The sequence below is a fragment of the Wolbachia endosymbiont (group A) of Lasioglossum fulvicorne genome (assembly GCF_964028605.1).
Taxonomy (GTDB): Bacteria; Pseudomonadota; Alphaproteobacteria; order Rickettsiales; family Anaplasmataceae; genus Wolbachia.
On sequence record NZ_OZ034798.1, the window covers coordinates 407,316 to 430,804 of the forward strand.

The window sequence follows — 23,489 nt, forward strand, 5'->3', positions numbered from 1 at the left end:
CAGCAAAAAAGCTAAAAAACTCTTAATCTATGGCCTAATTTACCAAACTTTGTCTCCATATATGAATCGTTATATTTATTACGTTCCACAATAAGTGGTAGACACTTTGTAACTCCTATACCACTACTTTCCAATTCTGACAATTTCCTATCATTGTTTGTAAGTAATTGGATTTTGTTAATGTTCAATTTCTTAAGCATTTTAGCTGCAACAGCAAAACTTCTTTCATCATCTTCAAAACCCAATATTCTATTTGCATCAACAGTATCAAGATTATGTCCTCTTTGCATACTGTACGCTCTTAACTTATTAGTTAAACCAACGCCTCTTCCATCTTGCATCAAATACAATATAATACCACTTCCAGAGTCAGCTATCATTTGAATTGCTTGATGTAACTGACTTCTGCAATCGCATGACAAGCTATCTAACAAGTCACCCGTATAGCACGAAGAATGAATTCTCACTAATGGTTCGTCATCTTTATCTGGATTGCCAATGATAATTGCATGATGTTCTCTTCCACCACTTTCGGTTCTATAAGATATGATATTTACTTCTTGAGTCTGTTTTAAAAATAATGATGTTTTGCACACTTCATATACACCCTGATTTTCTTGAAAATTATTTATGAATGACGTGTCCAGTGCAATAACGTCATTTTTCTCGCACCAATTTCGCATTTCATGGTTATTCTCAAAAGTCATATCAGCCACTAACGCGTATGGCAATAATTCTGAGAACTTAAGCAAGGCAATAGCACATTCATCTATTGTCTTTGAGCATTGCAACTCTTTTATGCAATCTTCCTTTGAACAGTTTATTAAATGGAGCAGTTCATCAAAATTATTCACCAACAGACGTTTGCTGTTATGTTCTTTATTCTGAGATATGTATTTTACCTTACTTGAAGTTAAAGTAACATATACATTACTTGATATAAGCTTGTATTGATTAAATAAATCTCTTTCTAAAGCCTCAGCAGCAGCAAACAATAGGTAATTACTTTCATCATATATTACAATTGGCCGACCGCGCCTGATTTCGCTGATAGCTCTTTCTACCTTATTGCTACTCTGATTTCCTATAAACATTTTTACCCATATTAAACAGCGATAAAAACTGGTGCGGCCGAGAAGACTTGAACTTCCAAGGCCTTATGAGCCACAGCGACCTCAACGCTGCGTGTCTACCAATTCCACCACGGCCGCACTATATTCTAGTTTTTATATAATTATTTTAAATTACTTAATCATTTTAGAATTTTTCATCTAGAGTGTCAATCTGATACTAGAATAATTTAGAAATTGTTTGTATAATTTGATTATGAATTTTGTGATTATAAATTTTAATCATTTAAGATAACCTTACTACTAATTTTTAACTTAGGTTTTTATACAAATGAATATAGCTAATATCTTTATTTTTTTAGCTCTCTCTCTTATAACTAGCTTTCATTTCGTCCATGCACAAATATTATACACATGGTCTCAAGTTATCCCAGAAAATAAACTAAGCATACGCGCAATTACGGACAATGACATGTGTCCCATTGTTTATGTCGATGGCGAGGAAATAGAAATGCTGAATCGCAGCTCAATTAACAATGGTGATCATAACGAAACAGTTTGTGAACTGACAGTACAAACAAGTGCCAAAAACATTAGTATTGAGGATCTACGGGTTCCTATATTACCAGAAAAGGTTAATAAAATTGCTTTTATTGGTGACACGGGCTGTAGAATAAATATGTTATTTCAGCAGGAATGTAATTCGGTAGATAGCTGGCCTTTAAAAAAAAATTTAGATTCAATCGCCCTTCATAAACCAGATTTAATTATCCATGTTGGTGATTATCATTATAGACAAACAAAATGTAGAAATACAAAAAAGTGTGGCGATATTTATGGATATAATAAAGAAGTTTGGTACGCTGATTGGTTTGAGCCTGCAAAGGATATTTTATCACAATCCCCTTTCCTGTTTGTTCGTGGAAACCATGAGAGTTGTGATAGAGCTTATGAAGGATGGTTCAGGTATCTAGATTCATACCCCTTTTCGTCTGAAAAATGTGGAAACTTCGTTTCTAGTTGGTCCTTAGATGCTGGACCGATGAAATTTTTTATCTTCGACTCTTCATCTGGTGAGGATATTTTTACAACCCAAAGCACAATTGATGCTTTTGAGAGGCAATTTGATAAATTGATACAAAATAGTTCTGACAAGCCCATGTGGTTTTTAACTCATAAACCGCTTTGGAGATCTCCAAAAAAAGAATTTTTGACATTAAAAAGCCATGGTAATCTTACACAAATCGAAGCTTTTGGAGATAAATTTCCAAGCAATGTTACTACCATAGTTTCTGGCCACATTCATATAGCCCAGATTTTATTAATGGATAATGTTCCAGACCAAATTATAGTTGGAAACGGTGGTGCATCATTACACGCTCAAGATCAAGAATCTGTTTATCAAAATGTAGAATTTGACTATTCAAATGGTAAAAACTACTTAGCACACGAGGTTAGAAACTTTTTTGGCTTTGGCTTTGCAATACTAAATTTAGATGATCACGAATTTACCTTCTATAACCAACACAATAAGGAAATGTATTCTGCAAAGCTAACAGAAGATTTTAAACTTAAACGGATTAAAACTATAGTCGATTCATTTTAGGATTTGTTATTAGCTATTTTAAAAACGCTACTTAAACATTTTTTTTAATCGATTGATTTCATCAGCAAATTTTGAGTCGGTCTTTATAAAATTTTCTACTCGTTTTACTGCATGTATAACAGTAGCATGGTCTCTGCCACTAAAGTTTCTCCCAATATCTGGTAGGCTTTTTTGCGTAAATTTTTTGGCAAAATACATAGCTATTTGTCTTGGCCTTGCAAGACTGCGAAGCCTTCTATTGGATTGCATATCTGCAACCTTTATATTGAAAAATTCAGCTACTTTCTTTTGTATTTCTTCTATTGTGACTGACCTATGATTTGACCTAAGAAGATCGATTAGGGTTTCACTAGCTGATTCTACCGTCATACTTCTTCCAATTAATGAGGTATGGGTAACCTTATTTAATGCTCCTTCTAATTCTCTTATATTAGATTTTATGTTCCTTGCTAAAAACTCTAGAACATCTTTCGGAACATACATATTCATCTGCTCCACTTTTGCCTGCAATATACCAAGCCTTAATTCAAAAGTTGTTTCATTAATATCTGCCACCAACCCCCAACCGAGTCGTGATTTTATTCTTTCTTCCACTCCATCAAGATCACTAGGAGACCTATCAGCTGATATAACCAATTGCTTATTTTGGTCTATCAATGCATTGAAAGTGTGAAAAAATTCTTCTTGTGTACTATCTTTACCACTGATAAATTGCACATCATCTACCATCAATACATCTACTGATCTAAATTGCTCTTTAAATAACATAATATCTTTGCTTCGCAGCGCTGTAATATATTGGTACATGAATTTCTCTGCTGATAAATACACCACTTTTCTTTTTGCTGATGGGGAATTGACTATGTGCCAAGCTATAGCATGCATTAGATGTGTTTTACCAAGTCCAACTCCACCATATAGAAACAAAGGATTGCTGCCTAATATTGGATCTATAGATTCTGCCACACGCTTTGCCGCCGTAAATGCTAATTCATTTGGCTTTCCCACTACAAAATTATCAAAGGTGAACCTTGGATCCAGCGGCGAACCAAGATTATGATTACTTTCCTCTCTGTTTTTTAGTATAACATTAAAATTTGAATTCCTTTCCTCAATTACTTGAATATCAATAGAACGTATACTTTTATCTTCGCTTTGCCATAATGATAATATTTTTTTCATGTAATGAACTGTAATCCACTCTTTTATAAACCTTGTTGACACGGATAAAAGAACTTCCCCATTTCTGCTACTGACAAATTTTAGTGAACTCAGCCAGCTATTATATGTTGCTTCTCCATAAAGATTATAAAGACAATTTTGGATTTTTTCCCAAGTAACATTGTGATCCGTTACTGTAATAATCTGATCAAAAAACATAGTAGAAACCTTAGGGCTAGTTAAGTTCATATACCACACCAAGAAAAAAGCAATAATCAGAAAAATATAAGATAATCAATAGCTTACTGCAAAATGAAAAGCTAATACTACTTAATACATACTAAAAATTATGGTGATTTTTTGATGGGTTGTAAAGGGTATAAAAACATTAAAATTGATCATTTTTATTTCAAAAAAATGATCAATTTGTAAATGTCGCTTGTATCGAGGATTAGAAGCATGCTATTAAAAACAGTAATACATTATGTATAAATAAGATGTTATAGCATTTCTCATAATAGTCCGAACAGGTCATAGGAAGGCAGAATCAACAGCACGACGAAAGGATTCGAATAGAGGAATGTTTTTCCTAGCTCTGTTTTTTATAGCAAACCAATGATGCTCAATTTTGTTGAAATCTGGAGAATACGGCGGCAGATACAAAATTTCTGCACCAACTCCTCTAGCAAGCTCGATAATCTTACCAGACTTATGAAAAGTAGCATTGTCAAGAATGACAGTCTGTCCAGGTTCCAAGATCGGTGTCAAAAATTGCTCAAACCATCCATTAAAAACATCCATATTACAGTGGCCTTCAAAGGTTAATGGAGCAACTATCTTTCTTCTACTTAAGGCTGCAACCATACTGATTCGTTGAGTTTTCTTTCCAGATTTTAGGCCATAAAACCGCTGTCCTTTCTGGCAATACCCATATGGATAGTCCTCTGTGTTATCAATGCCAGACTCATCTATATAAACTAAGTTTTCTGGTTCTTTTGTTGCTATAATTTTTAAGAATTCAGCACGTTTTTCTTCGTTTCTTTCCTTGTATCCATATGTCTTTTTTTGCGCGTAAATCCAATTTTTCTGAGAGCTCGGTGGATCGTTTGGATACTAACGTTGCCCCAAAGTTTAGCCATTTCCGACAGAGTCTTTCCTCCGTTTTCTCTGGCAAATTTAGCAAAGGCATCCCAGTCGGTGATTTTGTGATTGTAACCTCCATTTCCAAGTTTTTTTGATTGAAAGTCTCCTGTTTCTTTTCTTCTTTGCTGCCACTCCCATAAAGTAGTTCGTCCAATTTTAAATCTTGCTGCCACTGTTTCTCTGCTTCCTCCCTCCTCTAGCGCTTCCATTGCTTTTTTCCTTAAGTCATAACTATATGCTGCTGGCACTCAACCTCCTTATCATCGTCTATCCTTATCTTATCACATCCGGACTTCTATGAAAAGAGCTATATCTGTTCAGATGCATGGCTAATGTACAAATATTGAAGCAAAGTGCGTGATACACAACTGTACGAACATTTGTTTGCAAAGGCAGTATGTTAAGTGTTATAGCCGATTTTGCCTCAAACACAAAGGTGTCATCCCAGTGCCCAGACACTGGGATCCAGAAAAATTGTAAACAAACACACTATACAACATTTTCGATCAAAAGCTGGATCCCAGTGTCAAGCACTGGGATGACACCATTTATTGTAAGAGCCTGTTCATAATCTTTTCAGAAGTAAGGCAGTGAAAGCCAGAACGACCATTTGTAGGCTAGTATTGAGTTTTCGCTCACAATTTTTCCACAATCTTCTACATTTTTCTAACCAAGCAAAAGATCGCTCCACAACCCATCTTTTGGGCAATACAACAAAGGAATGTAATTCATTTCTTTTTATCACTTCAACGGTTGCACCAATAATCGTTTTTATTTGAGTTGCAAAATTCTCTCCAGTATAGCCTGCATCAACCAGTACATTTTTAACTCCCGAGAGGTTTTCTTTTGCATTTTCGACCATTCTCACAGCACTGCTACGGTCAGTTATCTCTGCTGTTGTTATATAAATTGCATGGGGCAAACCTTGCGTATCTACTGCAATATGGCGTTTTATTCCTGAAATCTTTTTGCCTGCATCATAGCCTTTTTCTTCAGCAGTATCTGCATTTTTTACACTCTGTGCATCAATTATGCAGAAGCTGGTTTTTTCTTTCCGACCATTGTTTTGTCGGACCACGCCAGCTATTTTTTTTTAACACCAGCTCCAGAACACTTTCTTTATCTGCATCTGGTTTTTCACTCCACTTCTTAAAATAGTCGTAACAATTGCGCCATTTTGGAAACTCTTTTGGTAGCATTCTCCACTGACAACCGCTTTTCAGAACGTATAACACTCCACAAAATACATCATACAAATCAAGTTTCCTTGGTTTTGTTTTTTTTCTACAGGACTCTAGATCTGGTAACATAATCTCAAATCTTTCCCGACTTATATCACTTGGGTATAAACTCCTCATATATCCTAACTTATATATATTATCTCTTAGTTTATTCCTTTCTTGAGATCATGTACAGGTTCTAAGGACTTACCTCACATTTACTCTATGGTCTTGCCGCTATCCTGAACAGATACGAATAAAAGTCTTTTTATATTTGTCTGAGCATCAAAGAGGTTCGATTGGTGTGATACGTTTTCTATCGTGCCTGGCTGCAGTGCCCAGCATCAAGATCTGATGAACAATATCCGCTTGCCAGCTTTCGCTTCAATATTTACACAATTGTGCTAGATCCCCTGCATAACTTGCTTCAAAATTTCCTCCTGTTGCTGAGCATGGACACTAGCATAACCACATGCAGGAGATGCAGCAGCAGGTCTCGCGATGCATTTAGGTCTTTTTGCTTGAATATTGAGATTGGACAACACTTCTTCTATCAATGGGTTGACAAAAAACCATCCTCCCATATTTTTTGGTTCTTCTTGACACCATATAATTTCAGCGTTCTTGTATTTCTCAAGTTCGCTACTTAATTTATCGGCAGGAAACGGATAGAATTGCTCCAAACGTATTACTGCTATATCGTTTATTTTTTGTGCTTCACATACTTCAATTATGTCGTAGTAAACTTTACCACTGCATATTACAGCTTTACGTATTTTATCATTTAGAACCAAATCTGTTCTATATTCTGGGATTACCGTGAGGAATTTTCCTTCAAAGTCAGATAGGTTAGAAACTGCTCTTTTATGACGCAATAGTGATTTAGGTGTAAACACTACTAAAGGCTTGCGAAAATCTCGATGGATTTGCCTGCGTAAAGCATGAAAATAATTTGCTGGAGTAGAACAATTAACAACTTGCATGTTATCTTCTGCGCAGAGCTGCAAAAATCTCTCTATACGCGCGGAGCTATGCTCAGGTCCCTGTCCTTCATAACCATGAGGCAGCAACAAAACTAGACCGCCTGATCGCAACCACTTTGTTTCTGCAGATGCGATAAACTGGTCAATCATAATTTGCGCACCGTTTGCAAAATCACCAAATTGTCCTTCCCAGAGCACCAGTGAATACGGGGAATCAAGGCTATATCCATATTCAAAGCCCATTACAGCATACTCTGATAAAGCGCTATCTATGACCTCAAAGTAAGCTTGCTTTTCATTTATATTGTTTAGCGGAATAAACGCTTCTTCCGTTACCTGATCAACAAGCCTTGAATGACGGTGCGAAAAAGTTCCACGACCAGAGTCTTGTCCTGATAAACGCACTCCTATTCCTTCTGTGAGCAGTGATGCAAACGCAAAACTTTCGGCAGTTGCCCAGTCTATATTACTACCGGAATTTATACTGTCTATTCTGCCATCAAGTATTTTTCTAACCTTATTGTTAATGTTAAAGCTACTTGGGATATTGCTATTTATATGCACACCTAATTTTTTCAACTCATCTGGCGGAACACCAGAATCTGTATAGTATTCGCTCAAATCGTTCAACTTTGCCCTTCTTAATTTTGACCACACTCCACAAAACCAGTCAGCTTTTTTTGGAGTGTAAGTCACTGATTCAGCAAGACTTTTATCTAATTTTGCCCTGAACTCACTGCGCAATTTATTTACCTCATCACCACTTGATACTTTCTCTGCGATCACCTTCTCTTCATACAGTGTTCCTAGAGTTTTATGCTTTGATATCGCCTTATACATAAGTGGCTGAGTGAAATTCGGTTCATCGCCTTCATTATGGCCGTATTTGCGGTAGCATATTATGTCAATCACTACGTCCTTTTTAAATTTCTGCCTATATTCCATCGCCAAATTCGCAACAAAACTCACAACTTCAGGGTTATCTCCATTAACGTGAAACACTGGAGCTTCTATTGATTTTGCTATGTCAGTGCAATAAAAAGAAGATCGTGCGCAGCATGGGTTAGCAGTAAAACCAACTTGGTTATTAATGACAATGTGCACAATGCCATCCACCTTATAACCTTCAATATTGCTTAAGGTTAGAGTTTCAGCAACCACTCCTTGGCCGATGAAAGCCGCATCACCATGAATTGATATGCCAAGCACAGATCTTATATTCTGTTTTGCTCTTATTCTTCCAGCCAAAACCGGATTTACCGCTTCAAGGTGAGATGGATTAGGGCATAAACTTAAATGTATTTTCTTACCACTGGCAAGTGTTTGATCAGAAGAGTAACCAAGGTGATATTTAACATCACCGGACACCTCAAGACCACCTGGATATGCAAGATTGCCTTGAAATTCAGATAGCATTGCCGCATATTCTTTGCCCATAACTTTGGTTAGAATATTGAGTCGTCCGCGGTGAGCCATGCCAAGAACTATTTCTTCAATACTAAAAGCTGCAGAATCACTAATGATTCTCTCAATTGCAACGATAGCTGATTCTCCACCTTCGATAGAAAAACGTTTATATCCAGGAAATTTCATATGGAGAAATTGCTCGAACATTTCAGATTCAATTAAGTGCCTCAGTATTTCCTTTTTATCTTGTGAACTCAGCGTATAGGTTTGATTTTCGATCTTTTCCTGCAGCCACATCCTCTCCTCATAAGAGGAGATATGCATAAATTCAAAACCGATGTTCTTGCAGTAAATATCTCTATAGATTCCAGCATCACTTGCCGGAGATAGATTCGAGTATTTCTGATAATCTACTTCCTTATTCACATTGGGTGATAACGGATTAAGATCCGCAAAAAAATGACCGTAAGATCTGAAAAAATTTGCTAAACTAGAAACTGAATCATCCACCTTAGTTGCACGCTGTGCACTGCAAGTCTCTGCTTTATTAACTTCTAAATTGCTTGAAAAAATTCTATACCAATCTTCCCCGATTGATTTATCACCCTGCAAATAACGGCTATACATTTCTTCCACAAATTCTGCATTATCACCATAAAGGCAGCTTAAACTCGACATAATTACTATATAAAATATCAAACACTTATAAGTATAACTTAAGTTTTTTAAAAAAGAACTTTTTTAGTTTCTATACGTCATACCGCGATTCATTCGCGGTATCTCTTAACATAGATCCCGCTAACACGTAGCGGGATGACGATTGTCAGGGTGTCATTCCAGCGCGTAACGCTGGAATCCAGTTTTTATAGCTCTTTTCATAGAAGTCCGGATGTGATAAGATAAGGATAGACGATGATAAGGAGGTTGAGTGCCAGCAGCATATAGTTATGACTTAAGGAAAAAAGCAATGGAAGCGCTAGAGGAGGGAGGAAGCAGAGAAACAGTGGCAGCAAGATTTAAAATTGGACGAACTACTTTATGGGAGTGGCAGCAAAGAAGAAAAGAAACAGGAGACTTTCAATCAAAAAAACTTGGAAATGGAGGTTACAATCACAAAATTACCGACTGGGATGCCTTTGCTAAATTTGCCAGAGAAAACGGAGGAAAGACTCTGTCGGAAATGGCTAAACTTTGGGGCAACGTTAGTATCCAAACGATCCACCGAGCTCTCAGAAAAATTGGATTTACGCGCAAAAAAAGACATATGGATACAAGGAAAGAAACGAAGAAAAACGTGCTGAATTCTTAAAAATTATAGCAACAAAAGAACCAGAAAACTTAGTTTATATAGATGAGTCTGGCATTGATAACACAGAGGACTATCCATATGGGTATTGCCAGAAAGGACAGCGGTTTTATGGCCTAAAATCTGGAAAGAAAACTCAACGAATCAGTATGGTTGCAGCCTTAAGTAGAAGAAAGATAGTTGCTCCATTAACCTTTGAAGGCCACTGTAATATGGATGTTTTTAATGGATGGTTTGAGCAATTTTTGACACCGATCTTGGAACCTGGACAGACTGTCATTCTTGACAATGCTACTTTTCATAAGTCTGGTAAGATTATCGAGCTTGCTAGAGGAGTTGGTGCAGAAATTTTGTATCTGCCGCCGTATTCTCCAGATTTCAACAAAATTGAGCATCATTGGTTTGCTATAAAAAACAGAGCTAGGAAAAACATTCCTCTATTCGAATCCTTTCGTCGTGCTGTTGATTCTGCCTTCCTATGACCTGTTCGGACTATTATGAGAAATGCTATATTTGCAGCCTACTTGACTCGAAGCTAAGTTTTCTGGATCCAAATAGTCAAGGCACTGGGATGACAAAAAAAGGAGCACTGGAATGACAAAGCTATAGGTTGCAAGCGAGACGTCATACCGCCGCGGCGATAACAAGAGATCCCGCTAACACGTAGCGGGATGACGGTTGTCGTTTAGCTATAAACATTAAGAAATTTACTAAGCGAAAAAAAAGGCAAAAGAAGCCCCGTGGTGGTTGACTATTTACCATGTACTAAAATATCGGCGTTTTTTTTATTCTAAAACGCTTGATTAAGAGCAATTTAGCTGCTTTTAACTTGCAACTAACCTACACCGCAAGTGTTTAAGAAATTTACCAAGCAGGAAAAAAGGCAAAGAAACCCTAGGGTAGCTAGTATTCAAATTCTCCCTTGTCAATTTGACGTTTTTTGCTGTCTTAAACGCTTTGTAAGCGCGTTTCGGCTTATATAGGTAAAAACCCAGAAATTTTTAAAGACATGCGATGCACGTAGTGCGAAAAATTAAATATGAGACGCCAAATACCCTAAGTTTTTTGTCATTAACCTGCACAGACTGCGAAGATAAATAAATAGCTTCACTTCCATGATAAGGGGGCTGGCGGAGGATGTCAAGGAAGTTTTTTCGTTTAATCCGTTTCTATGAGCTACTTGGATGACGAGGAAGGAGCACTTACATATTTATGGCAACCTCTTACCTCCGCTCAAAAAGTTTTTCAATATCACTGAGTTTCATTTCTATATAAGTTGGTCTTCCGTGGTTGCATTGCCCGGAATATGGGGTTTTTTCCATTTGTCTCAGCAGCTCATTCATTTCATCTAACCTCATTTTCCTACCCGCTCTAATTGATCCATGACAAGCGATAGTGGCCAATATTTTGTTCACTTTATCTTCTATTGGCAATGTATCTTCTATTTCCGTTAATCTATCGACTATATTAATTAGCATCTCTTTCACATCTATTGCTCCCAAAATTGCAGGGATTTCTTTTACTATCACTTTATTTTCTGATTTGATCTCAATATCAAAACCCATTTCAAATAACTTATCTTTATAAACTTCAATCATCTCCATTCCGGCTTGATTTTTGATTTCAACTGTTTCAGGAAGAAGTAGTTTTTGTCTTTTTATACTTGATTTTTGTTTTAGGCATTCATATACTAGTCTCTCGTGGGCTGCATGCTGGTCGACTATAATCAATTTGTCTCTTACCTCGGCAATAATGTAGGTATTATAGACCTGACAGCGTGCAAACCCGAGCGGGTGGCTATCTATCAAATCAACTTGCTCTAACACCTTTTTTTCTAGAACCATAGTCTCCGCTTGTGATGGGAATTTCTGTATGCCAGTATAATCAAACGATTTTGACTGTTCTGATAAGCTTTTTACTCTTTCATTTGGAGAAGCAAATTCTTTTATTAGTTGATTTTCAAAAGGACTTGGCCTTCTTTCATTTTGAACATTAGGTTTATCAAAAGGATCTGGCAATGTTGAATCCATTTTCTGGTCATGCGCTGGAAAGGTGCCTATCCTTCTTGACAATGCTTTAATTAATCCTCTTGTCACTATCTCATATATGAGCTTCTTATTCTGAAACCTTACTTCTGACTTATTTGGATGCACATTTACATCTACTTGATCATAAGGTATCTCTAAATGTAACGCTGCGAAAGGATACCTATCGCTTGGAATAAAATCATGATATGCATACCTAACTGCGCCAATAAGTAGATTATCTTTGATTGGCCTTCCATTAATAAACGTATAGATCTGAGTTGACTTACCACGATTGACGGTCGGTTTACAGATGTGTCCCGTAAGTTTAATGCCGTCTTCTTCTTCATTAATCTCCAGAGAACTGCCATGAAATTCTTCTTCTACTTCACACAATCTATGAAATAACGAAGTCTGCTTAGCGTATTTTAAGAGCTTTTTATTACCTGAAGTGAGAGTAAACCCTATATGATAGTTAATCATTGCTAGGTTGTTTACAATATCAACAATGCTTTGAGTTTCTGCTCTTTCGGTTTTTAGAAATTTTAGTCTATTTGGAGTGGCAAAAAATAAATCTCGTACTTCAATATGTGTCCCTTGTGATAAAGAGTAAGGAGTTTGCTCCCCTATTTTCTCTCCACCCTCATAACTTATAGACCATGCTTCATTTGCTTCTCTTGCCTTAGACGATAATTTTATCCTACTTACTGCTGCTATTGAAGGCAGAGCTTCTCCTCTAAAGCCAAGATGCTTGATTTCTATCAACTCATTGTCGCTTAATTTTGAAGTAGCATGACGCGTAAACGCAAGTTCTAAATCGTTTTTTTCTACTCCGTTACCATCATCTGTCACAATAATAAGGTTACGCCCACCACTTTCTATTTTGATCTCTATTTCTAAACTTCCAGCATCTATTGCATTTTCCACTAATTCCTTTACTACACTTGCTGGCCTTTCTATCACCTCCCCCGCTGCTATACGGTTTATGGTTTTTGTGTCTAAAAGAATTATTGCCATAGATTTATTATGAAACTGGTTTTTCTTTTACTTCTTTGGTCTGTTTCTCTCTCCACTTTTTTAACCTACCTGCAATTTCACTGTTGGAAATTGACAATATAGATACGGCGGTAATGGCAGCATTATATGCTCCATTTTCTCCTATAGACATGGTTGCAACTGGAACACCCTTTGGCATTTGAACTATAGAAAGTAAACTGTCCAGCCCATTTAATTGTTTACTATGCACAGGAACGCCGATAACTGGTAAACAAGTTAGTGACGCAACCATACCAGGTAAATGAGCTGCACCTCCTGCACCAGCTATAATAACCTTAAAACCTTCTTCTTGTGCAGATTTAGCAAAATTGAAGAGCCTTTCTGGTGTTCTATGTGCAGATATTATGAATATATCATGTGAAACTTCTAATGCTTTTAACATATCGACGGTATGGACCATAGTGGTGTAATCTGACTCACTTCCCATAATAACAGCAACATCTTTTTTTATTTTTGTCATATTCAAAACAATTTTACTTACTAACTAAATAATGTTCCAGCTAAAAAGCAACAAATATTTAAATTATATTATAAATATAATATATAGAATTCTCGTTAAAATAGAAATTTTAAAAATTTAAATATATATCTATATTAAGATATAGATATATAAACTTCTTATGTAAGATAAATTTATAAAATAATTATTTTTGTATTTCAAGCTTTGTAATTTTAGCTTGTTCTTTTTATAAATGGTTTTTTCAGATAGGCTGATGGTAAGATGGTAATTTAAAATTACTAGAAACTCGATGAAAATATTAATATATAATCAACTTAAAGTTTTAAATATTGATATCATATAATTATTGACAAGTTATATGATATCAATATCTTGGTATATTAAATATTATGTTATAATGTTTAATAAAGTTAATTGATATGTGAGTGTAAGAATTATGGAAATAATATCGTTAAATAACTTAGACAGTGCAGGAATAAAAACAAAGTTGCTTTATATAATAAATAAAATTATAGAAAAAAATGCTTGGACTCAGGCTTTTGCAGCTGAGAAACTTGGTATTGATCAGCCAAAGGTATCGCAAATTAAAAATGGTAAAATAGATGGTTTTTCTTTAGAGCGATTGTTAGGATTTCTAAAAAAACTTGATCATGAGATAACAATCACGATGACAGAAAGCCAAGAAATAAAATCTGAGGCAGAAAAAGTAAAACATGAAGTTGAATCGCAATAGATACAAAGTTGACAACTTGTTTTTTGTGATATAGTATAAAACTTATTAAGGTAGTATCTTATGGCTGAGTCTATTGTAGAAAAGTGTATAGAACGGGTAAGTAACCGTTTCAAATTGGTTCTGTTGGCAAGTCAAAGAACACATGATTTAAATACAGGGGCAAGTAATCCAATTCAAGCAGCTAAGTTTAAAGGTCATAAAAATACCATAGTTTCCTTACATGAAATAGCAGGAAAACAGGTGGATACTCATGAGCTGTTTAGCCTTTTGGTAGGTAGATGCAAGGAATACATGAAAGGAAATATGAATAATGTTTACAGCAGTAATACAAGTAAGCTAGCGAATTTATTAAATTTTTCTGGTAACACAGATCTTGATGCAAGTCAAGAAAGCCAAGATTATGAAGTGGATGATGAAATAAATGATCAAGATGGCGATGAAGAAGTATCCGTTTAGAAATCTACTGAAGTTACATAGTCTTTAAATGATTCACATTGCTATCTATGCACTGTTGTTTTGTATGAGTGTGATGTTGTGTCGCATAGTGTCTAAGTCAAATGATGTGTACAATAAGGTTTTAGCGTTCAATAATTTCTCAACGCAAGTAGTTGTACTCATAACAGGAATATCAATCATTCTGAATAATTTTTTTTTAATTGATATAGCATTGTTGTATGCTAGCGTTAGCTTTATATCAACTATAGCACTAATGAGATTAATGTTGTTTTGATAATTTATGATAGGATCCATTTTCATATTTTTAGGCATTTGTTTAGTAATCATTTCAAGTGTGGGAGTAATTAGATTTCCTGATTTCTATACTAGGTTACATGCAGCAGGTATTACAGATTCTAGCGGTGCAACGTTATTGTTAATTGGTTTTGCTTTGCAGAATGGATTTTCAATCAATACTGTTAAAATAGTATTATTAATTTTTATAATATGGGTAGCTAACTCAACTAATAGCTATATTTTAGCGCGCACTCATTATAAAGTTAAGAAAAAAGCTGTTAAAGAAGGCTAAGGTGTTAGAAATATTAAATGTAGTATTACTTTTGTTGTTACTAACAGTTACGGTTTTTATAGTTTTCTCGCGACATTTAGTCGTAAGTGCTGTTCTAATGTGTGTATTTAGTTCACTGATTGCGCTTATATACTTAATTATGAATGCACCTGATGTTGCAATTACTGAAGCTTCTGTTGGTGCGGGACTCAGTACGGTTTTTACGTTTGCAGCACTCTCCTTGATAAAGAATCATAAAGTAAATCTATCTCATAACCCTATAACGCTTTTTTTTATGTTATTTCTGGCTGTATGTTTGTCATATTTTATGATTCAATTGCCAGATTTTGGCAGCCACAATGCTCCGATCCACTTGCATGTTGCTCCTTATTATGTGGAAAATACCGAAAAAGCTACTGGTATTCCTAATATAGTGACAGCTGTTTTGGCAAGCTTTCGTGGTTATGACACGTTTGGAGAAACTATAGTAGTTTTTACTGCTGCCCTTTGTATAACGTTGATATTAAAAGAAGAAAAAGGAAATGATTAAAGATCCGATATTAAATGCAGTAACATTTTTGATGATACCTTTTATCGTTTTATTTGGTTTATACATACAATTTCACGGTGATTACACTCCAGGTGGAGGTTTTCAAGCAGGAATAATTATTGCCTCCGGGATAATATTATATTCAATGCTATTTGGTGTATCTACAACTCTAAAAGCAATACCTTATTCTGTGATTAGATCGACTAACGTGTTAGGTATTTTAATTTATGGAGGAACGGGCGTTGCAACAACTTTACTTGGCCAAAATTTTTTATCTTATGATATCTTGTTAGCCAATAATAGAACCGGTCAAAAATTAGGTATTTTTTTGGTGGAATTAGGTGTAGCATTTACTGTCTGCTCCTCTATGTTAATTATATATATAAATTTTGCTCGTAGGAAAAAACAATGACTTTATATAACTATACGATTATTGTTGTATTAATGGTGCTAGGTTTATATATTATTATAAACGATAAAAATTTAATCAAGAAAATGATAGGGGTAAGCGTCTTCCAAGCATCTGTTTTGTTATTTTACATATCTCTAGGATATATAAAAAGTTCCTTGCCTCCTATATTGGTTTCAAATTTTTATTCATATAGCAATCCTATACCCCATGTTTTAATGCTTACTGCTATAGTGGTTGGAATTGCAACATTTTCAGTTGGATTATCCATAGCAGTAAAAATGGAAGAAAAGTATGGAACAATTGATCAAGACAAGTGTACATAAATTAACAGTATCTTAAACTATATGAAGTAACAAATAGTCATAAGTTAAAAGTAAAATTATAGACTTGCTCGTTGTAAGTTTGTTTGTTAATAAGAAATAAGATTATAAACTATAAAGGTAATGATGTCAACTATTCATGATGCAGAAGATAAGAAAAAAATTATCAAAGATCTGGTAACTAAGAGTATAAAAAAGGGTGGTTTTATCACCTTTGATGATGTAAATGATAAATTATCAGATGAAAATTTTTCGTCTGACTTTATAGATGATGCTATATCTTTATTGCAGGATTCCGGAATTAATGTGCTTGAAAGTAGCGAAGATGAAGAAGATATTCCTTCCAGCAGTGATGATAGTAAACTTGATGATGATGATATATCGCCAAATGTTACTGCAACTTTAGTACAAAATGATGATCCAGTGAGGATTTATTTACAAGACATGAGCTCCGTAAAGCTTTTATCAAGGGCAGATGAAATCGAGATAGCAAAAAAAATTGAATCTGAAAAGCATAACATGTTACGCGCAATAATTGAAACATCAGTAACATTAAAGGTGATAAAAGTATGGCGTGATGATTTAAGTAATGGAGCTCTCTTACTGAGAGAAATTATAGATCTGGATGCAATTTATAACTCTGATTTTAATGTGGTACCCAAAGAAGAAAGTGAAGAGAGTGAAGAAAGTGCTGAAGATGTTGAGGATTCTAAGGACATTTCTGAAGATGCTGAGTACTGTAGTGATGATGAGAAAGATAGTAAAAAAAGTGATGATGAGAAAGACGGTAATAATGAAGATATAAGTTCAGTCAATTTAAATGTTTCTATTCTTGAAATGGAAAGTGATTTATTGCCAAAGGTCATAGTTGCATTGGATGAGGTAATTACTTTAACAAATGAAGCGTTGATATTAAGAAAAAATTCTAAAAATTTCTCTAATGAGCTAGAAAATTTGTATAATCAAATATGGTCTATAGCATTACAAATTAAGTTAAGTGATGCTGCTGTTGCCAGAATTACACAAGAGCTTTATAAGATAAATAGATCCGTCACGCTTGAAGAGGCTAATCTTATTGCTGAGGCTAGAAAATACAATATCGATAGAGAAAGTTTCTATAAAGTTTATGATGACGTGCTTTTAAAGCACGAGTTGAAAGAGATAAGTCTTTTAAAGATCAATGAAAATCAGTCCTCTTTTACAGGTGAATTAAAAAACAAATTTTTAAGGTTTATAGACGATAACTCTGAACATATAGCTAGTACCTTGAACGGTATTAAGCAGCATATACAGGAAGATAACGTACAAGAATTTAAGGAGCTAATCAGGAGAATACAAAAACACGAACGAGAAGTCTCTGAAGCAAAGCAAGAAATGATTAAGGCTAACTTAAGGCTAGTAGTTTCCATTGCTAAGAAGTATTCAAAAAGAGGCCTTGATCTGCTTGATTTGATACAAGAAGGCAATATTGGTCTTATGAAGGCCGTGGATAAGTTTGATTACAAACGTGGATATAAATTTTCAACTTATGGCACTTGGTGGGTAAGACAATCAATCACTAGGGCAATACCTGAGCAGTCTAAAGTAGTTAGAATACCAGTTCATATGGTGGAAATTATCAGTAAAATCAACAGAGCATTAAGAAAAATGACTCATGAGATGGGAAGAGAGCCGACGTTAGAGGAATTGAGTGTAGAGCTGACAATGCCACTGGAAAGAATACGCAAAGTTATGAAAATAGCAAGGGATCCAGTAAGTCTTGAAGCTCCAACAGGAAAAGATGATAGTAGTACCTTCGGTGATTGTATAGAAGATAAGCGAGTCTCCAGACCAGAGGATGCTGCAATACTTGCTGACTTGCGTGGCATTACAACCAATGTTCTTGCAACTTTAACACCAAAGGAAGAAAGAATTCTAAGAATGCGTTTTGGCCTTGGTAAAGATGGGAAGGAACATACCTTAGAAGAAGTAGGAAAAATTTTTAATGTAACGCGTGAGAGAATTAGGCAAATAGAGGCAAAAGCACTGCGCAAGTTGAAACATCCAAGCCGCGCTAGAAAACTTAGAGGGTTCTTTTAAGTATACGTATCAAGTTAAGAAGAAGCTGATTTTGCCCGGAAAAAATGGAGAGAAAGTTAGGCCAAAGTTGTATAATTTCACCGCTATTTTTCTTTTTTTATGGATCTAATGAAACAATATGCTAATCTACGGTAAATATTATGACAAACAAAAATGACAATTCTAATTCAAAGTATAGAAATTTTTATGTTCTGGGTGATAGTTTATCCGATAATGGCGCAATCATTGGAATTTTAAATAACTTATCCTTTGCAAAAAGCATAAAGTTTGATGACCCTTTTTATCAAGGAGGATCTTTTAGCAATGGCCCTACTGCTGTTGAATATATAGCAAAATATTTAGATTTAGACGAATTTAAACCTGGGTGGAGTTATTCATTTTTTGGTAGATGTCACGAACAGCAAGGTCAAAACTATGCAGTTTCATGTGCAACAGCGTCTGAAATTTTTGACCCTATTTTTTCTTATTTCTTCAATAAATTTCGTTTAGCTAACCAGCTAGATGCGGTAATTAAACATCATCCAGATATAGGTAAAGAAGATTTATTTTGCATCATAATCGGCGGAAATGATGTTATGGTTGCCACTGCTTATGACAATACTAAAGCGGAAGAAGTGTTGGAACAAGCAGTGAGTGAAATATGTAATGCACTTAAGGTTCTAAATGAACATGGTGTTAAGCGTGTAATTGTTGCAAATGCACCTGAAGTTGGCTCAATACCAGCTTTTAATAGAGATGAAGAAGCAAGGGAACTAGCTACAAAGCTCACGGAGAGTTTCAATGCAAAATTGGCTAAAGGCTTAGATTATATGAAGAAAAGTACAGATCTTGAAATAAAAGCATTTGATCTTAACTCTAAAATGAAAAGTATGCTTAGCGAATACAAGAGCAAAGGTTTAAATTGTCAAGATGCATGCACATCAAACATTGCAGACCAAGTTGGGAGATTTAAAGAAAACATAAAAATACTCTTAAAGTTGATATTTAAAGGGGAACTTGACGTTCATTATAACCCTGGGTGTAGCAAAGAAACACTAAAGGATTATTTCTTTTTTGATTATTTCCATCCAACTGCGGAACTTCATCATGAAGTTGGTAATGAAGTATATGAGTTGATTTGACACAGTTTTTTTGAACATATTCTTTTAAATAGTAACCAGACTGCATTCTGTGATTTTTAGCAAAACACGATCTTTCATTTGAGCTTTCTTCAATTTAAAATAAATACAGAAAATTGCTGCCTATAGCTAAACTGACTTAGATTTACCGACAATTTGAAAAACCGTCATCCCGCTACTATATAGTTATTGATATATATTTTCTTTTAAGCTCTTGGTTTTGATCGATAAATGTAATCATTTCATCTTCTAAAGTTTTAATTTGATTACGTAAAATTGCAAGAAGTTCCTCTATTTGTTTGATTATAGATGTATCAGTTATAGCTCTTTTCATAGAAGTCCGGATGTGATAAGATAAGGATAGACGATGATAAGGAGGTTGAGTGCCAGCAGCATATAGTTATGACTTAAGGAAAAAAGCAATGGAAGCGCTAGAGGAGGGAGGAAGCAGAGAAACAGTGGCAGCAAGATTTAAAATTGGACGAACTACTTTATGGGAGTGGCAGCAAAGAAGAAAAGAAACAGGAGACTTTCAATCAAAAAAACTTGGAAATGGAGGTTACAATCACAAAATCACCGACTGGGATGCCTTTGCTAAATTTGCCAGAGAAAACGGAGGAAAGACTCTGTCGGAAATGGCTAAACTTTGGGGCAACGTTAGTATCCAAACGATCCACCGAGCTCTCAGAAAAATTGGATTTACGCGCAAAAAAAGACATATGGATACAAGGAAAGAAACAAAGAAAAACGTGCTGAATTCTTAAAAATTATAGCAACAAAAGAACCAGAAAACTTAGTTTATATAGATGAGTCTGGCATTGATAACACAGAGGACTATCCATATGGGTATTGCCAGAAAGGACAGCGGTTTTATGGCCTAAAATCTGGGAAGAAAACTCAACGAATCAGTATGGTTGCAGCCTTAAGTAGAAGAAAGATAGTTGCTCCATTAACCTTTGAAGGCCACTGTAATATGGATGTTTTTAATGGATGGTTTGAGCAATTTTTGACACCGATCTTGGAACCTGGACAGACTGTCATTCTTGACAATGCTACTTTTCATAAGTCTGGTAAGATTATCGAGCTTGCTAGAGGAGTTGGTGCAGAAATTTTGTATCTGCCGCCGTATTCTCCAGATTTCAACAAAATTGAGCATCATTGGTTTGCTATAAAAAACAGAGCTAGGAAAAACATTCCTCTATTCGAATCCTTTCGTCGTGCTGTTGATTCTGCCTTCCTATGACCTGTTCGGACTATTATGAGAAATGCTATAGTATATAGCTGGTGATAAAGTTTAAAATAATTGCATATACTAAGGCTCATTTAAATATAGAGCCTCAGTGGTGCTTAATTTTTTCAATTTATGGTGACTAGTAGCCCTACTATGATGTAGATCTATGCTCGCTTATAACTAAAATTTCACTTCCACCAAGGGGATATTATTCCAGCTATTGCTTCCATAGTCATCAATAGAAGCGTTTAAGTAATCTGTATCAAAGCGTACGGGCACATCAAATTCGAAGCTCGCAGTGATTATCGCATTTTTTACTGGTGGCTTCATAAATGTTATTTCTCCCGTTGAATAATTTACTGAATATTCACTCTCTTCTTTACCATTTAAATAAATCTTTACTGTCCCATGTACTGGCTTTTTGATCATACGTATATGCTTATCTTCCCCACTTACATAAGTTTTGATTAGCTGAAAAGTCGTTTTTTTGTTATCTCCTATACCAATCTTTTGATTAATGGCTATAAAATCTGACCAATCCTTAAAACGAAACCCTATTGCTTTACCTTTTCGTGCATGAAAAAATGTTATTAATTCTAAGAGCCTGTTCATAATCTTTTCAGAAGTAAGGCAGTGAAAGCCAGAACGACCATTTGTAGGCTAGTATTGAGTTTTCGCTCACAATTTTTCCACAATCTTCTACATTTTTCTAACCAAGCAAAAGATCGCTCCACAACCCATCTTTTGGGCAATACAACAAAGGAATGTAATTCATTTCTTTTTATCACTTCAACGGTTGCACCAATAATCGTTTTTATTTGAGTTGCAAAATTCTCTCCAGTATAGCCTGCATCAACCAGTACATTTTTAACTCCCGAGAGGTTTTCTTTTGCATTTTCGACCATTCTCACAGCACTGCTACGGTCAGTTATCTCTGCTGTTGTTATATAAATTGCATGGGGCAAACCTTGCGTATCTACTGCAATATGGCGTTTTATTCCTGAAATCTTTTTGCCTGCATCATAGCCTTTTTCTTCAGCAGTATCTGCATTTTTTACACTCTGTGCATCAATTATGCAGAAGCTGGTTTTTTCTTTCCGACCATTGTTTTGTCGGACCACGCCAACTATTTTTTTTTAACACCAGCTCCAGAACACTTTCTTTATCTGCATCTGGTTTTTCACTCCACTTCTTAAAATAGTCGTAACAATTGCGCCATTTTGGAAACTCTTTTGGTAGCATTCTCCACTGACAACCGCTTTTCAGAACGTATAACACTCCACAAAATACATCATACAAATCAAGTTTCCTTGGTTTTGTTTTTTTTCTACAGGACTCTAGATCTGGTAACATAATCTCAAATCTTTCCCGACTTATATCACTTGGGTATAAACTCCTCATATATCCTAACTTATATATATTATCTCTTAGTTTATTCCTTTCTTGAGATCATGTACAGGTTCTAATAGCTGCTCGTTTGATCTGACCCCGTAAGCTATGTTGTATCTAGTGCGTGCATGAGACCAATTGATGTTGCGCTGTTCACAACCGTTATGAGTTGTTACAACGTCAGTGGAAAATTCCGGTCCTCCAGTGGAACCATAAGATATATTTTCTGGAAATCTAATTTCTGTGAATGACATATGTCCTCCTGTGAAAGTAAAATAGTTTGGTTGAAGAAAATGTTGTAATTTGAAAGCGTTTCACATAGTAAATGACGCTATGGAAAGTGGATGAAACCACTAAGATAACACCTTAAACTGCTGTCACACCCACAATTACTATACTCAGGTTCATTTGAGTTGTCAAGCAAAAAAATAAAATTTTATGGCAAATTGCAACTAGCCTTGCTTGTGACTTAATTCATCTACTTTTTTGCGTAATACATTCAAATCAGTTGCTCCTACAAACAGGCTATCTCCAATTATTGAAAAAGGTGTACCACCTACTCCCAAATCTCTTACTAGGAGCTTACTGCCGTTTATCATTTGCTCAATTTTGTCTGCATTATTCTTCATGGAACTATTAAAATCGTCCTCATCAATCCCTATGCTTTTCACTATATCCAATATGCTTTCGTCTGAAAATCCTCCTTTGTGACTTAAAGCAGAATAGTGAAAGTCGAAATATTTTTCTCTATCAATAAAGTAAACAGCTAAAGCGCTTTTTGCTGCCCTTAAAGAGTCATTACCAAGTATTGGAGCATCCCTAAAGATATACTTAATTTTACCGTCGTTAATTAACTGCTTTATATCATTCTTCATAGCTTTGCAATATCCACAAGAATAGTCAAAGAAGCCTACAGCTACAACACTACTATTTTCATTTCCGGAATAAGGATAAGTAAGGTCAAATATTTGATTCTTGTATTGTGAAATTTTACTTTTGGCCACATTATCTCGAGCAGCGTAACTACTTTTAATCGACTCCTCTTTGAGAGTTTTTACGATCTTATCAAAATTTCTACTTATATAATTATCTAATTTCTTACCTATATAATCGTCGTTTAGCATTTGGCTGCGATGTGAAAGCCAATTGTTTATTACTGGTAAACTTGCTACTGCCAGTATAAGGATCAATAAAAACGATATTCTAGACATACAATTT

General features: G+C 35.2%; 23 protein-coding genes, 1 tRNA gene and 1 pseudogene. 12 read left to right on the forward strand and 13 right to left on the reverse strand.

Annotation, left to right across the window (positions count from 1 at the left end):
• Positions 1 to 11: 11 nt before the first annotated feature.
• Together ABWU71_RS02215 and ABWU71_RS02220 are read right to left on the reverse strand one after the other, a co-directional pair.
• Positions 12 to 1,094 carry a GTP cyclohydrolase II gene (locus ABWU71_RS02215; RefSeq protein WP_353284690.1) on the reverse strand — a complete coding sequence of 361 codons (1,083 nt, stop codon included), beginning with the start codon at positions 1,092 to 1,094 and terminating at the stop codon, positions 12 to 14.
• Positions 1,095 to 1,123: 29 nt separating this feature from the next.
• A tRNA-Leu gene (locus tag ABWU71_RS02220) sits at positions 1,124 to 1,211 on the reverse strand.
• A 190-nt stretch (positions 1,212 to 1,401) separates the two neighbouring features.
• Between ABWU71_RS02220 and ABWU71_RS02225 the strand changes: the two genes are divergently transcribed.
• A complete protein-coding gene (locus ABWU71_RS02225; RefSeq protein WP_353273817.1) occupies positions 1,402 to 2,676 on the forward strand; it encodes a metallophosphoesterase in 1,275 nt (424 codons plus the stop codon).
• A gap of 27 nt (positions 2,677 to 2,703) precedes the next feature.
• On the opposite strand, the gene dnaA is transcribed toward ABWU71_RS02225, so the two are convergent.
• From dnaA to ABWU71_RS02245, 4 genes are all read right to left on the reverse strand, one after another.
• Positions 2,704 to 4,086 carry a chromosomal replication initiator protein DnaA gene (gene dnaA, locus ABWU71_RS02230; protein ID WP_353284874.1) on the reverse strand — a complete coding sequence of 461 codons (1,383 nt, stop codon included), beginning with the start codon at positions 4,084 to 4,086 and terminating at the stop codon, positions 2,704 to 2,706.
• Positions 4,087 to 4,368: 282 nt separating this feature from the next.
• Positions 4,369 to 5,228 (reverse strand): IS630 family transposase gene (locus tag ABWU71_RS02235; RefSeq protein ID WP_353284076.1). Its coding sequence is split into 2 segments (ribosomal slippage): positions 4,369 to 4,904 and positions 4,904 to 5,228, totalling 861 coding nucleotides; the frame shifts between segments, so codons are not numbered across the junction.
• A 317-nt stretch (positions 5,229 to 5,545) separates the two neighbouring features.
• Positions 5,546 to 6,338 (reverse strand): IS5 family transposase gene (locus ABWU71_RS02240; protein ID WP_353284691.1). Its coding sequence is split into 2 segments (ribosomal slippage): positions 5,546 to 6,073 and positions 6,075 to 6,338, totalling 792 coding nucleotides; the frame shifts between segments, so codons are not numbered across the junction.
• Positions 6,339 to 6,604: 266 nt separating this feature from the next.
• Positions 6,605 to 9,268, reverse strand: coding sequence for a 2-oxoglutarate dehydrogenase E1 component (locus ABWU71_RS02245; RefSeq protein WP_353284692.1), 2,664 nt, complete (start codon positions 9,266 to 9,268; stop codon positions 6,605 to 6,607).
• A 250-nt stretch (positions 9,269 to 9,518) separates the two neighbouring features.
• Between ABWU71_RS02245 and ABWU71_RS02250 the strand changes: the two genes are divergently transcribed.
• Positions 9,519 to 10,378, forward strand: a protein-coding gene (locus tag ABWU71_RS02250) for an IS630 family transposase (RefSeq protein ID WP_353284076.1) whose coding sequence is annotated in 2 segments (ribosomal slippage) — positions 9,519 to 9,843 and positions 9,843 to 10,378 — 861 coding nt in all. Because the reading frame shifts where the segments join, the coding sequence is not laid out codon by codon here.
• A gap of 741 nt (positions 10,379 to 11,119) precedes the next feature.
• Here the strand turns inward: ABWU71_RS02250 and mutL are convergent.
• The gene (gene mutL, locus ABWU71_RS02255) at positions 11,120 to 12,937 is read right to left on the reverse strand and encodes a DNA mismatch repair endonuclease MutL (RefSeq protein WP_353284693.1); all 1,818 of its coding nucleotides are present in this window, start codon (positions 12,935 to 12,937) and stop codon (positions 11,120 to 11,122) included.
• Between the two features lie 7 nt (positions 12,938 to 12,944).
• On the reverse strand, positions 12,945 to 13,436 hold the full coding sequence (gene purE, locus ABWU71_RS02260; protein ID WP_006280351.1) for a 5-(carboxyamino)imidazole ribonucleotide mutase: 492 nt from the start codon (positions 13,434 to 13,436) through the stop codon (positions 12,945 to 12,947).
• A gap of 436 nt (positions 13,437 to 13,872) precedes the next feature.
• Between purE and ABWU71_RS02265 the strand changes: the two genes are divergently transcribed.
• The 9 genes from ABWU71_RS02265 to ABWU71_RS02305 all read left to right on the forward strand — a co-directional run bounded on the left by ABWU71_RS02265 (position 13,873) and on the right by ABWU71_RS02305 (position 19,654).
• Positions 13,873 to 14,169, forward strand: a complete 297-nt coding sequence (locus tag ABWU71_RS02265) for a helix-turn-helix domain-containing protein (protein WP_010081926.1) — start codon at positions 13,873 to 13,875, stop codon at positions 14,167 to 14,169.
• Between the two features lie 60 nt (positions 14,170 to 14,229).
• Positions 14,230 to 14,625: a DNA-directed RNA polymerase subunit omega gene (gene rpoZ, locus ABWU71_RS02270; protein ID WP_353284694.1), complete on the forward strand. Its 396-nt coding sequence runs from the start codon at positions 14,230 to 14,232 to the stop codon at positions 14,623 to 14,625.
• A 28-nt stretch (positions 14,626 to 14,653) separates the two neighbouring features.
• Positions 14,654 to 14,899 carry a monovalent cation/H+ antiporter complex subunit F gene (locus ABWU71_RS02275; protein ID WP_353284695.1) on the forward strand — a complete coding sequence of 82 codons (246 nt, stop codon included), beginning with the start codon at positions 14,654 to 14,656 and terminating at the stop codon, positions 14,897 to 14,899.
• Between the two features lie 6 nt (positions 14,900 to 14,905).
• Positions 14,906 to 15,193, forward strand: coding sequence for a monovalent cation/H(+) antiporter subunit G (gene mnhG / locus ABWU71_RS02280; protein ID WP_353284696.1), 288 nt, complete (start codon positions 14,906 to 14,908; stop codon positions 15,191 to 15,193).
• Between the two features lies 1 nt (position 15,194).
• Entirely contained in the window at positions 15,195 to 15,722 is a 528-nt protein-coding gene (locus ABWU71_RS02285) for a DUF4040 domain-containing protein (RefSeq protein ID WP_353284697.1), read from the forward strand.
• A complete protein-coding gene (locus ABWU71_RS02290) occupies positions 15,715 to 16,134 on the forward strand; it encodes a Na(+)/H(+) antiporter subunit B (protein ID WP_353284698.1) in 420 nt (139 codons plus the stop codon). The genes ABWU71_RS02285 and ABWU71_RS02290 overlap by 8 nt, the downstream gene beginning before the upstream one ends.
• On the forward strand, positions 16,131 to 16,457 hold the full coding sequence (locus tag ABWU71_RS02295; RefSeq protein WP_353284699.1) for a cation:proton antiporter subunit C: 327 nt from the start codon (positions 16,131 to 16,133) through the stop codon (positions 16,455 to 16,457). Before ABWU71_RS02290 ends, ABWU71_RS02295 begins: the two co-directional genes overlap by 4 nt.
• Positions 16,458 to 16,580: 123 nt before the next feature.
• Entirely contained in the window at positions 16,581 to 18,533 is a 1,953-nt protein-coding gene (gene rpoD / locus ABWU71_RS02300) for an RNA polymerase sigma factor RpoD (protein ID WP_353284875.1), read from the forward strand.
• Between the two features lie 140 nt (positions 18,534 to 18,673).
• Positions 18,674 to 19,654: an SGNH/GDSL hydrolase family protein gene (locus ABWU71_RS02305; protein WP_353284700.1), complete on the forward strand. Its 981-nt coding sequence runs from the start codon at positions 18,674 to 18,676 to the stop codon at positions 19,652 to 19,654.
• Between the two features lie 175 nt (positions 19,655 to 19,829).
• Here ABWU71_RS02305 and ABWU71_RS02310 read toward each other — a convergent pair whose 3' ends face one another.
• Entirely contained in the window at positions 19,830 to 19,985 is a 156-nt protein-coding gene (locus tag ABWU71_RS02310) for a hypothetical protein (RefSeq protein WP_264703148.1), read from the reverse strand.
• Between the two features lie 49 nt (positions 19,986 to 20,034).
• Between ABWU71_RS02310 and ABWU71_RS02315 the strand changes: the two genes are divergently transcribed.
• A protein-coding gene (locus ABWU71_RS02315) for an IS630 family transposase (protein WP_353284179.1) occupies positions 20,035 to 20,894 on the forward strand; the annotation gives its coding sequence in 2 pieces (ribosomal slippage) (positions 20,035 to 20,359 and positions 20,359 to 20,894; 861 coding nt in all).
• Positions 20,895 to 21,062: 168 nt separating this feature from the next.
• Here the strand turns inward: ABWU71_RS02315 and ABWU71_RS02320 are convergent.
• From ABWU71_RS02320 to ABWU71_RS02335, 4 genes and pseudogenes are all read right to left on the reverse strand, one after another.
• Entirely contained in the window at positions 21,063 to 21,494 is a 432-nt protein-coding gene (locus ABWU71_RS02320) for a TIGR02217 family protein (RefSeq protein ID WP_353284701.1), read from the reverse strand.
• A protein-coding gene (locus ABWU71_RS02325) for an IS5 family transposase (RefSeq protein ID WP_265023453.1) occupies positions 21,491 to 22,283 on the reverse strand; the annotation gives its coding sequence in 2 pieces (ribosomal slippage) (positions 21,491 to 22,018 and positions 22,020 to 22,283; 792 coding nt in all). The genes ABWU71_RS02320 and ABWU71_RS02325 overlap by 4 nt, the downstream gene beginning before the upstream one ends.
• 59 nt (positions 22,284 to 22,342) lie before the next feature.
• Positions 22,343 to 22,525: pseudogene (locus tag ABWU71_RS02330) on the reverse strand (DUF2460 domain-containing protein); the annotation flags it as partial.
• Between the two features lie 198 nt (positions 22,526 to 22,723).
• Positions 22,724 to 23,482 carry a DsbA family protein gene (locus tag ABWU71_RS02335; protein ID WP_353284702.1) on the reverse strand — a complete coding sequence of 253 codons (759 nt, stop codon included), beginning with the start codon at positions 23,480 to 23,482 and terminating at the stop codon, positions 22,724 to 22,726.
• Between the last annotated feature and the right edge of the window lie 7 nt (positions 23,483 to 23,489).